General features: G+C 39.2%; 11 protein-coding genes and 3 tRNA genes. 7 read left to right on the forward strand and 7 right to left on the reverse strand.

The annotated features are described in order from the left end of the window. Positions 1-125 precede the first annotated feature (125 nt). Together B2W36_RS07960 and B2W36_RS07965 are read right to left on the reverse strand one after the other, a co-directional pair. Positions 126-198: transfer RNA gene (locus B2W36_RS07960), tRNA-Lys, on the reverse strand. Between the two features lie 263 nt (positions 199-461). Beyond that, complete coding sequence (locus tag B2W36_RS07965) at positions 462-1,415, reverse strand: acetyl-CoA carboxylase carboxyltransferase subunit alpha (RefSeq protein ID WP_209578836.1); 954 nt, start codon at positions 1,413-1,415, stop codon at positions 462-464. A 160-nt stretch (positions 1,416-1,575) separates the two neighbouring features. Here B2W36_RS07965 and B2W36_RS07970 point away from each other — a divergent pair, with 160 nt between their 5' ends. Further along, positions 1,576-3,762, forward strand: a complete 2,187-nt coding sequence (locus tag B2W36_RS07970; RefSeq protein WP_293885587.1) for a glucoamylase family protein — start codon at positions 1,576-1,578, stop codon at positions 3,760-3,762. 96 nt (positions 3,763-3,858) lie between these two features. Beyond that, a complete protein-coding gene (locus tag B2W36_RS07975; RefSeq protein ID WP_209578834.1) occupies positions 3,859-4,380 on the forward strand; it encodes an OmpA family protein in 522 nt (173 codons plus the stop codon). Positions 4,381-4,603: 223 nt separating this feature from the next. Here B2W36_RS07975 and B2W36_RS07980 read toward each other — a convergent pair. The 3 genes from B2W36_RS07980 to B2W36_RS07990 all read right to left on the reverse strand — a co-directional run bounded on the left by B2W36_RS07980 (position 4,604) and on the right by B2W36_RS07990 (position 5,366). Then, positions 4,604-4,688: transfer RNA gene (locus B2W36_RS07980), tRNA-Leu, on the reverse strand. Positions 4,689-4,693: 5 nt separating this feature from the next. Further along, positions 4,694-4,766, reverse strand: a tRNA-Gly gene (locus B2W36_RS07985). 111 nt (positions 4,767-4,877) lie between these two features. Beyond that, entirely contained in the window at positions 4,878-5,366 is a 489-nt protein-coding gene (locus B2W36_RS07990; RefSeq protein WP_293887359.1) for a regulatory protein RecX, read from the reverse strand. 78 nt (positions 5,367-5,444) lie between these two features. On the opposite strand from B2W36_RS07990, the gene B2W36_RS07995 reads away from it, so the two are divergent. Both B2W36_RS07995 and B2W36_RS08000 read left to right on the forward strand, forming a co-directional pair. Further along, positions 5,445-7,886, forward strand: a complete 2,442-nt coding sequence (locus tag B2W36_RS07995; RefSeq protein ID WP_293887361.1) for a bifunctional UDP-N-acetylmuramoyl-tripeptide:D-alanyl-D-alanine ligase/alanine racemase — start codon at positions 5,445-5,447, stop codon at positions 7,884-7,886. 44 nt (positions 7,887-7,930) lie between these two features. Further along, the gene (locus B2W36_RS08000; protein ID WP_209578831.1) at positions 7,931-8,530 is read left to right on the forward strand and encodes a DUF502 domain-containing protein; all 600 of its coding nucleotides are present in this window, start codon (positions 7,931-7,933) and stop codon (positions 8,528-8,530) included. A 146-nt stretch (positions 8,531-8,676) separates the two neighbouring features. Here B2W36_RS08000 and B2W36_RS08005 read toward each other — a convergent pair whose 3' ends face one another. After that, positions 8,677-9,579: a pirin family protein gene (locus tag B2W36_RS08005; RefSeq protein ID WP_293887363.1), complete on the reverse strand. Its 903-nt coding sequence runs from the start codon at positions 9,577-9,579 to the stop codon at positions 8,677-8,679. Between the two features lie 45 nt (positions 9,580-9,624). Between B2W36_RS08005 and B2W36_RS08010 the strand changes: the two genes are divergently transcribed. Then, positions 9,625-10,227, forward strand: coding sequence for a hypothetical protein (locus tag B2W36_RS08010; RefSeq protein ID WP_293887364.1), 603 nt, complete (start codon positions 9,625-9,627; stop codon positions 10,225-10,227). Here the strand turns inward: B2W36_RS08010 and B2W36_RS08015 are convergent. Next, positions 10,224-11,006 carry a Cof-type HAD-IIB family hydrolase gene (locus B2W36_RS08015; protein ID WP_293885622.1) on the reverse strand — a complete coding sequence of 261 codons (783 nt, stop codon included), beginning with the start codon at positions 11,004-11,006 and terminating at the stop codon, positions 10,224-10,226. The genes B2W36_RS08010 and B2W36_RS08015 overlap by 4 nt on opposite strands. A 363-nt stretch (positions 11,007-11,369) precedes the next feature. Here B2W36_RS08015 and dnaE point away from each other — a divergent pair, with 363 nt between their 5' ends. Both dnaE and trxA read left to right on the forward strand, forming a co-directional pair. Then, a complete protein-coding gene (dnaE, locus tag B2W36_RS08020) occupies positions 11,370-15,788 on the forward strand; it encodes a DNA polymerase III subunit alpha (RefSeq protein ID WP_293885624.1) in 4,419 nt (1,472 codons plus the stop codon). 122 nt (positions 15,789-15,910) lie between these two features. Continuing rightward, positions 15,911-16,231 (forward strand): thioredoxin, encoded by a 321-nt coding sequence (gene trxA / locus B2W36_RS08025; protein WP_209578826.1) that lies wholly within the window; start codon positions 15,911-15,913, stop codon positions 16,229-16,231. Positions 16,232-16,313: the final 82 nt, after the last annotated feature.

A 16,313-nucleotide genomic window follows, 5' to 3' on the forward strand; every position in this document is an offset into this window, starting at 1 on the left:
TGTTCTTTTTCTTCCCAAATGACCAGTTCTGTGAAATAATCAACAAACAACTCACAAATCTATCGCATAGCCATATTTAATAAAAAAGCTGCCTCAATAAATTTGAGACAGCTTCTTTTTTCTAGTGATCCCGCTGGGATTCGAACCCAGGACCCATACATTAAAAGTGTATTGCTCTACCAGCTGAGCTACGGAATCCTTTCTGTTTTTGAAAGTGATGCAAAGGTATGGAAATAAATTTCTTATACCAATTTTTTTTACCCTTTTTTTTGAAATAATGATAACTGTTTAAAAACTAAAGAATTAATTTTTATTTATTATTTCACTTCGAGAATTGACTAAAGGGCTGATGGCCGTGAAAGCTTATTTTATATATAAAAATACCTGTTCTAGGGGTAGAATAATCAAAAAAAAGCCAGTGGTCAGCTGGCTTTATATGATTAGATACATGTTAAGAGATGTTATTCGGTTACAACACCCATTTTACTAAACTTATCGATTCTTTCAGAAACTAATGTATCGCTATCTTTAGCCGTCAATTCGGCAAGATCTTTTAACAACTGATTTTTTAGGTTAACAGCAGCTGCGGCTGGGTCTTGGTGAGCACCACCAAGAGGTTCGGGAATAATGCCGTCGATCAGTCCATTGCCAAGCATATCTGTTGATGTCAATTTTAAAGCCTCAGCAGCTTTTTCTTTGTGATCCCAGCTTCTCCAGAGGATAGAAGAGCAAGATTCCGGGGAAATAACCGAATACCACGTATGTTCCATCATGTAGACTCTGTTTCCAACACCAATGCCCAAAGCTCCACCTGAAGCTCCTTCGCCAATAACAACGCATATAATTGGCACTTTCAATACAGCCATTTCCATCAGGTTACGTGCGATCGCTTCTCCTTGTCCGCGTTCTTCAGCTTCCAATCCTGGATAGGCTCCCATTGTATCAATTAATGTGATAACGGGTTTATTGAACTTTTCAGCCATTTTCATCAAACGCAATGCCTTTCGGTAGCCTTCCGGATTGGCCATTCCAAAATTGTGGTATTGACGCTCTTTTGTATTTTTGCCTTTTTGATGACCAATGATCATAACCGCATTACCATCTATAGAGGCCATCCCACCGACAATCGCTTTATCGTCTTTAACAGTCCTGTCGCCGTGCAATTCGATGAATTCATCACAGATCGCTTCTATGTAATCATAAGTCTGCGGGCGATCAGGGTGGCGTGACATCTGTACATTTTGCCATCCGGTTAAATTGCCGTATATTTCTTTCTCTGTCGAAGCAAGCTTTTCCTCCAGTTCACGAACGGTTGCGCTCATGTCAACTTGAGTCTTTTCGGCAACTTGAGTTACCTTCTCAATTTGCAATTGCAAGTCCGCAATTGGCTTTTCAAAATCAAACGTGGTTTTCATATATCTATTTTATGAAAATATTCAGAGGGCTAATTTAGCGCATTTTTTCTGAAATTAAAATTAGGGAGGATAATATCATTGGAATTCCTTTGTTACATTTGCGTTATAAACGTAGTGGTGGCTTAGTTTTTGATTGTAGCCCTGTGAAAAATGTTGACTTATGCTGAAAAAATATTTTTACTTTATTTTGTTATTGATCTTGCCTTCTTTGGCCAGATCCGAAAGTTATCCTGAAGTTTTATTTGACAATAGCGTTATCAACGGGAGCTACGCTAAAAGTATTGCACATTATACAGGTGAGTCATGGATACAGAATGTAAGTTATAGCTTACCTGTCTCGGACAGCCTGTTTTTTACGCCGGGCAATTCACTTTCACTGCGGTACGTTTCTTCTCCCAATGGGAAATGGGAAGCAAGTATTTTAAACGACAAGCAGAAATTTCCTTACTTAATTACTAAAGACGATCATCTGACGTTCAAACTATTTATTCAAAGCAATACTGAGAAGGGACAACTCCCTAAAGTTACTTTGCAACAAAATGATACACGGACAAATGCTGTGGATATTGCCAGCTATATCGATGGGTTTGATTATGATACCTGGCTTAACGTATCTATTCCGGTGTCTAAATTTGCTGGAATTTCAATCGGCAAATCTGTATCGGCCTTAATCCTTGAACAAAATGGAAGTTCTTTGCAGACCAATCAATTATTTATAGATCAAATAGAATTTTTGCCCAAGAACTTTCCGAAAGTAAAACTATCATCAGCTGCCATTTTGTCCAAAATAAGTTCGGTAGATAAGCAAGTTGAGCTGGTATGGCAATTGCCTCTGACACCAAGTATTCGCTACGTGAAAATTTATCGCTCAGAAGACAAGCTTAATTATCAGCCAATAGCAATTTTGCCCATCTATGTACAGAAATCGCTGGATCGGGTGGACGAATACAACAAACCATATTATTACAAAATAGCATGGGTAGACTATAATTATGTTGAATCGCCTTTCTCTGAAGTTAGAGAGGTACAGACAAAAAAGGGAACGGATGCGGAGATGTTAAATTTTATCCGGAATGCCCATGTCAATTATTTTATAGACAACTATGATGTAAACAGTGGTATGTTTCTGTCTGATCGAGGAAATCGGCAAGCAATTGTATCCACCAATGAAACGGGCTATGCCATACTGGGATTGCTTGTTGCAGGAGAGAATAACTTAATATCGAGGCAGGCTCTATTGGGCAGGTTGACACGGATTGTCAAATTTCTGAGTGGTGCTCAACAACACCAAGGTGTTTTTACAGCGCTTTACGATGGTCGGTCAGGGGTGCCTTACTATCGCGATTCAATTCCAAATTATGACTTACGCGGGACTTCTCATATCATGGAGTCGCTCTTAATCGCTCGACAATATTTTGCTAAAGATAATCCTGAGGAGCAGACCTTAAGAACTAATATTACAAAACTTTGGGAGCGTATAAATTGGGGCTACTTTACTGATGCAAAGAATGCCGATGTACTATGGGATAAGTGGTCTCCAGTGGATAGTACTGCTCGATCCAGGCCGATGGGTGGATTTAATGAGAGTTTGGGTACCTACTTGCTTGCAATGTCTTCACCTACTCATCCCTTACCGATTTCAGCTTATACCAATGGATTTGCAACCAAACATAAAGGGAATGAACTGTATTTTGGGGATGAGTCAAGTGATTTGGCTCCAGAGCTTAAAATGAAGTTAGATGACTCATTAGCACACTCGATAAGCACCAATCCATTAATTAGTGATCTAGGAAATACGGCTGCTTCGATCTATTCCGATGATAAGGTTATTTTTGCCAAGAATATTGCTGGCGGGAGTTTAAATGAATCATTAATGGCTGTTTATCGCCCTTTCTTGATTATGGATCCAAAAGGTAAAGTAGATGATTTTGTAGATTATAAAAAATATTTGTCAGACTATATCCTCGCTTATAAACGCAGAGACAATGAAATGAGCATAGGAACGCGATTTACAGATATTTGGGGGGTAGAAAAAGTTGAAGATTCATATCAAGGTTATTTGGTGAATCCAGCGATATCAATTGCAGCTTACCCATTTGAAAAAGAGATTGGTCTAAAAGCATTGCGTAAATTTTATGAAGAATATGCCGATGTGTTATTTACACAGTATGGCTTCAGAAGCTGGATTGATATTAAAAACAACGATGTTTCTGAAAGCTACCGTGCAAGAAATCAGGCTACAATCGCGGTGATGATTGAGAACGCAAATTCAGGTATGATCTGGAAATTGTATGAGAATATCCCTGAGGTCAAAAAGACCTTGGAAAAAGTATATGCCAAGAAATAGATTTGTTACGTTAGATTTGGAAGAAACGGGTAGTCTTATTGACTTTTTTCGCTATATTTACTTGCTTAAATGGATATTAAATACGTAAGAAACGACATGCTTAGAAAAATCAATTTGGGAATTTTAACCTTATGCGCAAGTTTATCGTTATTTTCTTGTAAACAACAAGCTATTGTAGTCAATCCAGGTGCAGTTATAACAAAAGATGGCACTGATGACGGTTTGAAAAATGTGAAAAAAGATTTTAATGATGCAAAAAGAACGGATGAAGGAATTAAATTTAGTATATCTTCCGATCTATTATTCCCAACAAACTCTTCTTATTTATCTGAAAAGGCAAAAACTGAAGTAAGCAAGTTGGCTTTGATTTTGAAAGAAAGCAATAATAAAATCAAAGTTGACGGATATACGGATGCCACAGGCACTGTGGAGTATAATCAGTGGCTTTCTGATAAAAGAGCTGCGTCAGTAAAGAAATTCTTGGTAGATTCAGGTGTTGCGGAGTCTCGTATCACGGCAAAAGGCTTCGGCCAGTCAAATCCAGTTGGAGATAACAAAACTCCTGATGGACGTCAAAAAAATAGAAGGGTAGAAGTTACTATTTTGGATAAAAAATAGTAGTTCGAGCCTGTTCATTGTATTGAAAGCGGAATATCCTATATATTCCGCTTTTTTATGCCTATACATTTTATATATTCCTAGATCATTTCCATGAACAAAATATGTTAAGCAATAGGGATCGGAATACTTTTTTTGGGGATCAATTTCTAGTTATACTAGAAATCTCTTGGAAGCATTGCATTTATAACAAGAAAAGCCCATCGTTAGATGAGCTTTCTTGTACCTAGGGCGGGAATCGAACCCGCACTCCCTTAACGGGAACAGGATTTTAAGTCCTGCGTGTCTACCAGTTCCACCACCTAGGCAGGTGAGCGAAAAACGAGATTCGAACTCGCGACCCCAACCTTGGCAAGGTTGTGCTCTACCAGCTGAGCTATTTTCGCATTGGAATTTTATTTCAATTTTAAAGGATCATTGCGTTCCTTTTTGGTGATGCAAATATAGAGCGAAAAATCAATATTGCAAAATATTTATTTACTTTCTTGTAGTGTTTTTTATAACTCCTTTGAATTCAGTATAGAAAAAATTAAATCACTTTCAAAACCACGAGATAATGCAAATTGATAAAGTTTATTTTTTACAGTATAAAAATCTTTGCTACCTATTTCACGCCGTTTCTTATCGATTAGGTCACTTAATATTTGCTCATATTCATCTAGGTCGATCTGTCTAAATGCAATTTTTATTAATGGTTCGGATACTCTTTTTAATTTCAGCGCCTGTTTGATCTTTATTTTACCCCAACCTTTCATACGGAGTTTTCCGTTGCAATACGCAATGGCGAATCGTTCCTCGTTGAGGAAGTTTTCAGCAATTAAATCGGCAAGCACATTCTCAACTTCTTCTTCGCTCAGTCCCCAACTATAGAGTTTATCGCGAACTTCCTGTTGGGCACGTTCCTGATACGCACAATAGTTCTCAGCTTTTAACTGAGCCTGGAACTGTGTCAATATCTTTTTGTTTCTGTTCTCTTTATCAAACATAATGTCAAAATTTCAAAAATAATATGAAATAACTAAAAAAATGTTCAGTTTTGACACAATTAAAGAAATATCAAAAGAATGTACAAAATATCCGAAATCGTTCAGATTTTTCATCCTAATCGCACATTTGTAACGGATCCCAATTCTTTTGTCCAACATTTATTTTACGATAGCCGTAAGATCGTTCAGGCTGATAATGGGATTTTCTTCGCATTGCAGAAAAATAGAGACGGTCACCATTATTTGAAAGAGGCCTATGCTAAAGGTGTTCGGAATTTCGTATTGCAAGTTGACGAACAGCAGGAGGTAGAGTTATCGGGAGCAAATATTGTTTGGGTTGAAGATAGTTTGGTCGCCATGCAAGCATTAGTGACCTTTCATCGACAAAAATTTCATTATCCCGTCATAGGAATTACAGGTAGCAATGGTAAAACAATTGTCAAGGAATGGCTTTTCCAGTTGATGTCGCCAGAATACAAAATCTATCGAAGCCCCAAGAGCTACAATTCGCAACTTGGCGTGGCGTTGTCACTTTGGGGATTATCTGATGAATATAATCTCGCTATTATCGAAGCTGGAATTTCAGAAAAAGGTGAGATGACACGTCTCGAGCAGATGATCAAACCTTCCATTGGTTTATTGACCAATATAGGTGTGGCACATAAGACAGGTTTTGAATCGAAGGCGGAGAAGATTGATGAAAAGCTTCAGCTTTTTACACATGTGGAAACCATGATCTTTCCATATAGTTATCTCGAAAATGTTCAGCTGCCTTATCGACCGCGTAAGTTTTCTTGGGGACTTGAGGAAGGACTTTCTTTAGAGGTTTATTCTATCAAGCAGATGAATGATCGATTTACAAAGGTTACCTTCTATTATATGAGTCGTACGTTCGCTGTTGAAGTGCCATTTGTGGACAAAGGGAATGTAGAAAATGCAATTAACTGTGTCGCGGTGATGTTGCGGTTCGGATACGAGAGTGCGGTAATTGCTGCTCGAATTAAAAACCTACAACCCGTGGCTATGCGTCTCGAGTTAAAAAAGGGAAAAAATAATAGTTCAATTATCGATGACTCCTATAGTAATGATTTGGATGCACTGCAGATCGCGCTCGAGTTTTTGAATCAGCAGGGCCAACATCCATTGAAGATGTTGATTTTATCAGATATCTCAGGTGTCAGTATAGATGATGTAAAAAGTTTGGCCAAGCTTAAACGTTTGCTTAGCGAGTACCGCTTGGATCAATTAATATTGATTGGTAAAGTTTTGCGAAAAGTGGCGTCGCAGTTCGATGTACCTTCTATTTCTTATGTGGACACAACTGCTTTTTTAGCTGATATTAGATCCGTTTCTTTTGAGAATGCCACCGTGTTGTTGAAAGGAGGTCGGGAATTTCATTTTGAGCGTATCAGTCGGCAATTAGTGGCTAAATCACACGATACGGTACTTGAAATTAATCTGAATGCACTGGAAAATAATTTGAATGTATACAGACAATTACTGCCCAAGCATGTCAAGCTGATGACCATGGTAAAAGCTTTTTCTTATGGGAGTGGCAGCTTTGAAATTGCCAATCTTTTGCAATTTAATCGTGTGGATTATCTTACCGTTGCTTTTGCCGATGAAGGAGTTGATTTGCGGGGCGCTGGTATTACACTACCGATTGTTGTGATGAGTCCCGACGAAAGTTCTTTCGATTCCATCGTGCAATATAATCTTGAACCGGAGATTTATAGTTTTAGGATCTTGTTCTCCTTTTTGAATTTTTTGAAGGGTAAACAGGTAACCTCCTTCCCAATTCATATTAAAATTGATACAGGTATGCACCGCCTCGGATTTATGCCTGATGAGGTCGATCAATTGATAACTTTTCTCAACACTGCATCCATTTTAAAAGTAAAGTCGGCATTTTCCCATTTGGCGTCTGCAGGAAATGAAAAAGATAGCGAATTTACTCAGCGACAAATTGATCTGCTTAATGAGTGCACAAGACGTTTGCAGGATGGTATAGGATATTCTTTCCTCCGTCATATTGCTGCAACTTCAGCTATCGAATTGTGGCCAAATGCTTATTTTGATATGGTCAGGTTGGGGATCGGTCTCTATGGAGTTGATATTGAGCGTCATGATTTGCCAATCCGTGAGGCAAGCATACTAAAAACCAATGTAACACAGATAAAATACCTTGCAGCCACTGAGACCGTTGGATATAATCGTCATGGTGTCCTGCACAGAGATAGTAAGATTGCAACGATAAAAATTGGTTATGCAGACGGGTACGACAGGCGTTTTGGGAATGGGGTAGGTCAAATGATGGTCAACGGTGTTTTGGTTCCTACGATAGGAGATATTTGTATGGATATGTGTATGCTTGATGTAACTGATGTCGAGGTAGGTGAGGAAGACGAAGTTATCGTATATCCCGATATAAAGTCGTCGGCCAAGGCAATCGGGACGATTCCCTATGAATTGCTCACGAGTATTTCTCAGCGAGTAAAAAGAGTATATTTTTATGAATAATAAAGGATATTCTACATTTTTGAATAGTATTTTATTTTGAGATCATGTTTAGAAAATTAATTAGGGGATTCATTAATTATTTGATTCGCGGGATTTTGGTTGTTGTCCCATTGGCGGGTGCGATCTTTCTAATTGTCTGGATTGTGGCATCAATTGATTCTTCGTTAAATCTGACCGAGCATTTTTTAGAGGATGAAAAGGGACATCCGCTCTATATTCCGGGTATAGGTATTTTGACGGTCATTTTGGTACTGGTTTTGGCCGGTGTTATATTTACAAATTTTGTGACCGATCCAATTAAAGTTTGGATTAACCACCAAATCAAACGGATACCACTCTTAAACACATTGTACACCTCCATAAAAGACTTTACTGAGGCATTTGTTGGTGATGCGAAGAAATTTAATGAGCCTGTATTGGTGACTGTCAATGAATTTGGTCTGAAGAAGATCGGTTTTTTGACGCAGCATGATTTGAAAAGTATAGGTCTTGAGGAGGAAGTGATGGTCTATTTTCCATACTCGTATTCTTTTGCAGGACAGGTGGTCATTATCAGTGCGGATAAGGTGAAAAAATTGGATATGTCTCCCACAGACGCGATGAAGTTGGTCGTTTCTGGTGGCGTCAGTGGGATCGACCATTAGTTGTTTATTCAGTTTATATTGGGATGCCCACCAGAAAAGGCTGCAAGTGATTCATGATTTTAAGCCTTTTCTGGTAAATATTTGTTGTGTCAGTATGTTAAACTGCTCTCCTTCAATTTGATGATATTTTGATTTTCAGTATGATTTTATTGATCCTTTTTTTTGCTCAAGGTTGGATTTGCTGGTGGGATGGGAATATAGCCATTATCGCCTGGAACTTTTGGGAATTCATGATTTTCCCATTTGGCTCTTGCTTCCCGAAGTGTTTCTATATCTGAGGCGACAAAGTTCCAGTCAATATAACGTTGCTCAGGAAATGGAGTTCCTCCAAAAATGTATACCGAAGTACCTGCTTTCATTTCGAATTCGCATAGTTTTGCGTCTTTAGCGACCAAAATTTGTTTTGGTCCGAATTCCTGACCTTCAGCTTTTACAGTTCCATCCAAGATGTATAAGCCACTTTCGCCGTAGAGATTATCCCCCAGTTTAACCGTCGAGTCTTCTTCCGCTTTCATTTCGATCAGATACAACGGACTGTAAACGGGGACTTCGGAGCGATGCTCCTTAATTTCTCCGGCAATTAACCGATAGGACACACCATCCTCAGTCCAGTGGGGAAGCTGGGGTTCTTCGATGTGTACAAAATTAGGCTCCATTTTTTCGAGCTCTTTAGGTAGAGCAACCCAAATTTGCAGTCCATGCAAATTATGGGATGTGGATCGCAATTGTGGCGGCGTTCTTTCAGAGTGTGTAACACCTTTTCCTGCCGTCATCCAGTTTACTGCGCCAGGTTTGATTTCCACGGCATTTCCCAGGCTGTCACGGTGCATAATATTGCCTTCGAACAGATAAGTCAGCGTTGATAAGCCGATATGTGGATGTGGGGCAATGTCCATGAAGTGCGGTTCGGTAATCGTATCAGGTCCCATATGGTCGATAAAGATAAAAGGGCCTACCATACGTTTTTGCCTGAAGGGAAGAAGGCGTCCAACCAAGAAATTGCCTATATCGGCCGCCCTTTCTTCAATAACTATTGCAATATTTGACATAATGTTTTTCTATTTTTGTATTTGGAATCTATAGCAATTTAACAAATGTCTGGTATAATAAATCGTTTTTTTGGTAAAAAGGTCTTAATAAATGAGGAGCTTTTGGCACTTGCGGATCGCTTGTCTTTTAGGAACAGTCAGCTCGATAGTTTTTTGATGGGGCATTTTTTAAAAGGTGATAAAACAAGTCTGGATGAATATTTTGCTTTTCAAAAGCAGGTGCTTGAGCTGCAGGTCGACCGGTTTGAATCGATCCAGATCGAGCTTGACTTGTTGAAGCAGTATTTGAAGCTAATAGAACATGTTGTCGCGGACGGTTTTTCGGTAAAATGGGAAAATAAACTTCCATGCCACGAGGAGATTATGTTGCCACCACTCATTTTTTTCCCTATGATACAGCATGCCGTTAAAAATGGTTATAATACGATGTCCTCCCATCCTGTCCGTATTCGACTATCGGGTTCACCAAAGGTGCTAATATGGGAAGTTAGCTATCGCGTAAACCATTATTTGGAAGATCAGTTTAGTGACACATTATTAGTTGATTTCCAAAAGCGATTAGCCTATCTCTTCCCACAAAAGCATAATTTATTGTTAAATAGTAACAGCAATACCGCTCGAATAACATTGTCGGTCCAGCTGTTTTAGATGATGTTGAAGTGTTTTAGTGCATTCCAGATACCATTATCATCGACGCTGTCTGTTATATAATCTGCAATTTCCTTGACCTCGGGATTTGCATTGCCCATAGCAACTCCAATATGTGTGTGTGCTAGCATGGTGATATCATTGCCTCCATCGCCAAATGACATGGTTTCTTCCGGGGTGAAGTTGAAATGATTTAAAAAAACATCTATTCCTATTTTTTTGCTCTGCCCCATGGGGTTAACATCGGCGAAAATTGGTGTCCATCTTGATGCGACTGAGTTTGGCATCACGTTTCTCATAAATTCGGCTTCTTCTTCCGGACTGATGAAAACATTAATCTGCATCACCGTGTCCAGATCAAAATCCCGTTCGTAATCGCGAATAGGCGGAGTAGGGACATTAACCTGCTGGTACATCGCTAATACCTCTGGTGTAGCCCGATTTAACGAAATTTCTTTTTCTGACATAAATGAAAAAGTCAAGTCTTCACGTTTTTTGGCATAGTGCAATAAGGAGCGGATATCTTTTTCCGGAATATTATTTTTATAGATAACTTCCTGTTCCTTTGTGACGCAATATCCGCCATTGAAAGTTATGTAACCATCAAAATTAAGATAATGAATATGCTCCAGCTGATTGTATGATCTTCCTGTTGAAACAAATACCTTAATATTTTTTTCTTTTAATAATTGAAATGCACGTTGAGTAGATTCAGGAACTTGATGTGTTTTGAAACTTAGTAAAGTTCCATCGATGTCAAAAAAGATAGCTTTAATCATGAACTTTTGGGTCAAAGTCAAATATACTAAATACCTAGGATAGTGTAACTATTACAGTATTGAATTTGATGTATTTATCCCTATAGGAAGATTGTTTTTTAGACGATTTGAGCAAGGATATGTTTGCATCCCTCCTTAGCGAAAAATTTATGACGACAGACTGTTGATGTACGATAGGTAGGTCTCAATTCAGCTTTCTGTTAGCGTTAGTTTAAGAGATCTTCTTCTGTAATGTGCTATCTCGATAGTTTATTTTCGCAAAAATCTGACACAATCTTCTCTAATAATTTCGTAAATTTCAAATCCAAAAAAATGCAAATTGTATTGTGTTTAATGTGTTGGATTAAAAGGGTTTAGAATTTTATGTATATTATTTTCGATACGGAGACGACAGGTTTACCTAAGCGTTGGGACGCGCCAATTACGGATACGGACAATTGGCCTCGCTGTATTCAATTAGCTTGGCAGATTCATGATGAGATGGGGAATTTGGTCGAACATCAAGATTTCTTAATTAAGCCAGATGGATTTGATATACCCTATGACTCTGAAAAAATACACGGTATATCCACTGCATTGGCGGAAGAGCAAGGGTTGCCAATTCAAGAGGTGCTGGAGAAATTCAATATCGCATTAAATAAAGCTAAGTTTGTCGTTGGGCAGAATATTGGTTTTGATTTGAATATCATGGGCTGCGAATTTTATCGCTATGGTGTCACATCCGATATGGCGAATATGCCTGTTTTAGATACCTGTACGGAAGTAACCGCTGAACTACTGAAGATTCCTGGTGGTCGTGGCGGGCGGTTTAAGTTGCCCAATTTGACCGAGCTACATTCCTATTTATTTGGAGTGCCATTTGCCGAAGCACATAATGCCACTGCCGACGTAGAGGCGACAGCACGTTGTTTTCTGGAGCTGGTGAGAAGAGAAGTGTTTACGGCCGAAGAACTTCAGGTAGATACTGGTTACTTCGTTGATTTTAAAATCAATAATCCGGGTCCGATACCTACTGTAGGGCTGAAGCATGTAAACTTAAAAGCCGCCTCTGATGAAATTAGACGGCAGTCTGAGCCTGAGGAGGCTAGGGTTGTTGTGGATGCTGAAGCGCTGGCTGCCCTAAAGGATGCTAAATTTACCCATTTACATAACCATTCTCAGTTTTCGATCCTTCAGTCCACGATGTCGTACGATAGGTTGGTTTCGGCAGCGATCAAGGATAATATGCCGGCTGTTGCATTAACGGATCATGGCAATATGATGGGGGCTTTTGAGTTTGTTTCTCGCGTTATAGGTCATAATAAGGAAATTGAAGCTCAAAATGCGGAAGCTATTGAGAATGGACAAGAACCTACTGGTCAGCTCTTAAAGCCCATTGTGGGGTGTGAGTTTTTTGTCTGTGAAAACCACAAAGATAAGTCCAGAAAAGATAATGGTTATCAGATTGTCTTGTTGGCAAAAAATAAGCGCGGTTACCATAATCTGGCGAAGCTAGCTTCTTTCGCCTACACTGCAGGATTCTATTATGTGCCGCGGATTGATAAAGATCTTATTCTTCAATATAAGGAGGATGTTATCGCTTTGTCAGGAAACCTGCAAGGAGAAGTTCCCAATAAAATACTGAATATAGGGGAGAGCCAGGCCGAGGAGGCATTGCTATGGTGGAAGGAGCACTTTGGTGATGATTTTTATCTCGAGTTAATGCGCCACGGCCAGGAAGATGAGGACCGTGTGAACCAAACCTTGCTTAAATTTTCCCGCAAATATCAGGTTAAAATTGTCGCGACCAACAATACATATTACGAGAAGAAAGGTGACGCTCATGCGCACGATATTTTATTATGTGTGAAAGACGGGGAGAAGCTTTCGACTCCAAAAGGTAGGGGCCGGGGATTCCGTTTTGGTTTGCCGAATCAGGAATATTATTTCAAGTCTTCTGACGAAATGAAGGCGCTGTTTAAGGATCTTCCCGAAGCAATTTTGAATATTCAGGAGATAGTTGACAAAGTTGAGATTTTTAAACTAAATCGCGATGTTCTCCTGCCTAAATTTGATATACCCGAAGAGTTTCAGGTTGAAGCGGATCTTGAGGATGGCGGAAAACGAGGCGAGAATAAATACCTCGCGCACCTCTGTTATGAAGGTGCTAAAAAACGTTACGGAGAAATCACGGATGATATTCGTGAGCGGCTAGACTTTGAGTTGGCTACTATCGAGAAAACCGGCTATCCTGGTTACTTTTTGATTGTGCAGGATTTTATTGCAGCCGCACGAGCGATGGGAGTGTCGGTGGGGCCTGGACGGGGATCTGCTGCTGGTTCAGCTGTGGCCTATTGTCTTGGCATTACCAATATCGATCCGATTAAGTACGATTTGCTTTTTGAGCGTTTCCTAAATCCCGACCGTGTATCTATGCCCGATATTGATATCGATTTTGATGACGAGGGGCGTGGACGCGTCATGCAATATGTAATCAATAAATATGGTGCAAGTCAAGTTGCTCAGATTATTACCTACGGTACAATGGCTGCTAAATCATCCATTAAAGATACAGCCCGTGTACTTGATTTACCTTTAGGTGATGCTAATGAAATTGCTAAGCTGATTCCAAATCTTAAATTATCCAAAATTTTTACGCTAGATGACGCTGGTTTAAAGGAGAAGCTAAGGACAGAGGAAATTGAAGCCGTCAATAGATTGAAATCTATTGCCGATGGTGCTGGGCTCGAAGCTGAAACAATTCGGCAAGCCCGGGTATTGGAAGGTTCTGTACGAAATACCGGTATTCATGCCTGCGGCGTTATTATCACACCCGACGATATTACTAACTTTGTTCCTGTTTCTTTAGCAAAAGACTCTGACCTTTATGTAACCCAGTTTGATAACCACGTGGTGGAAAGTGCTGGTTTGCTAAAAATGGACTTCTTAGGTTTAAAGACGCTGACTTTGATTAAAGATACCGTCGAGAATGTCAAATTAAGTCATGGTATTGTACTGGATCCAGATCAGTTTCCAATTGATGATGAACTTACGTATGAGCTCTTTCAACGTGGGGAAACGATTGGTGTATTTCAGTATGAATCTCCAGGGATGCAGAAGTACATGCGTGACCTTAAACCTACGGTATTCGCAGATTTGATTGCTATGAATGCACTCTATCGTCCAGGGCCAATTGAATATATCCCCAGTTTCATTAAGCGTAAGCATGGTATAGATCCGATTGTTTACGATTTGGATGCCTGTGAGGAGTATTTGAAAGAAACCTATGGTATTACAGTATATCAAGAGCAGGTAATGCTTTTATCTCAAAAGTTAGCTGGATTTTCGAAAGGTGATGCCGATGTACTGCGGAAGGCCATGGGTAAGAAGCAAAAGGCTGTACTTGACAAGATGAAACCTAAGTTTATTTCGCAGGCCGAGGAGAAGGGACATAATGCCAAAGTCTTGGAGAAGATATGGACCGATTGGGAAGCTTTTGCGAGTTATGCATTTAATAAATCCCATTCCACATGTTATGCGTGGGTGGCCTATCAGACAGCTTATTTGAAAGCACATTTTCCTGCTGAATATATGGCGGCTGTACTTTCTAACAATATGAATGATATCAAGCAAGTAACATTCTTTATGGAGGAATGTAAGCGTATGGGGTTGGAAGTACTTGGACCTGATGTGAATGAATCCTATTATAAATTTACAGTGAATGAACGAGGTGCTATTCGTTTTGGAATAGGCGCTGTAAAGGGTGTTGGAGCAGGGGCCGTGGATGCTATTGTTCAGACAAGGCAATCGGGTTTATATAAATCCGTTTTTGATATGGCTAAGCGTATTGATCTACGTGCTGTCAATAAAAAGGCATTTGAGAGCTTAGCTTATGCTGGGGGATTCGATAGCTTCGAAAATACACATCGTGCACAATATTTCCACTCCGATGAAAATTCAACCGGCATGGAAAAGGCGATACGTTTTGGACAGCGTTATAAGGAAAATGAAAGTTCAGCCCAGGCAAGTCTTTTTGGTGTTGATGGAGGAGCCGAATTGCCAGAGCCCGTGTTGGCGCCATGTCCACAATGGGGGTTAATTGAGAAGCTTAAATATGAGAAAGAGGTCATTGGTATTTATCTAACTAGTCATCCATTGGATACCTATCGTTTTGAGATCGAGCATTTTTGCCAGAATTCGGTTTCAGACTTAGCATTGATCAATAAGGTTAAGGCGGCGGAGGTTGATGAAGAGACTTTACTTGAGTTTAATCGAATCAAAAATAAGGAATTAGTAATAGGGGGTATTATAGCTTCTGCAAACCATCGATTGACTAAGAATGGTAAGCCCTTTGCTTCTTTTATCATTGAAGATTATAGTGATTCCTATGATATGGCTGTATTTGGGGAAGAGTATGTGAAGTTAAAAGGATATTTGCAGGAAGGATACTTTGTGCAGTTAAGAGGCTTGGTGCAGGAGCGTTTTAGACAAGTCGGAAATTGGGGCTTTGAGCTACGCAGTGTACAATTGCTTTCTGATCTTCGTGAAAAGATGGCTAAAAGTTTTACGATCAATATTCCTTTGCCTAAATTGGACGAAGCATTTTTAGATGGAATTAAGGATATACTTGCGCAAAACGAGATTGAAGGTGTTGTGCCAAGTTGTCAATTGAAGTTTAAAATTTGGGATCCGCAGGATGAGATATCTGTCGAAATGCCAGCTAAAAGTCTGAAAATAAACCTTACAAATGAATTTTTGGAATGCATTGATAAGTTTGAAGGTATAAATTATAGATTGAACTAGTTTGGATTGGAATTTGTGTAATTAAGATTACAATTACATTAATAGTTGTTATTATCTTTGTTTATAGATTTTAGCAATTAAAAAATATAAATATAACTTCGGTTTATAAAAATTAAAAGATTATGGCATTAGAAATTACAGATAGCAACTTTGAAGAAGTTGTTTTAAAATCAGACAAACCAGTATTAATCGATTTTTGGGCAGAATGGTGTGGACCATGTCGGATGGTAGGTCCTGTAGTGGAGGAATTGGCTAAGGATTATGAAGGAAAAGCGGTTATAGGGAAAGTGAACGTGGATGAGAATCCAGAGATTTCAGTACGTTATGGAATTCGTAACATCCCTGCTTTGTTATTCTTCAAAAATGGAGAAATTGTTGATAAACAAATCGGCGCTGTTCCAAAGTCTGTTTTGAACGAGAAATTAGAAAAGCAACTGGCTTAGCGAGTTATAAAAATCAAAAAGGCCTGAAACATATGTTTCAGGCCTTTTTTTTTGGGGGTCTGAGGGTGTAAAGTAAACTGTG

Origin of the sequence: Sphingobacterium sp. UBA3549 (assembly GCF_002376635.1) — a bacterium.
In the GTDB taxonomy this organism is placed as follows: Bacteria; Bacteroidota; Bacteroidia; order Sphingobacteriales; family Sphingobacteriaceae; genus Sphingobacterium.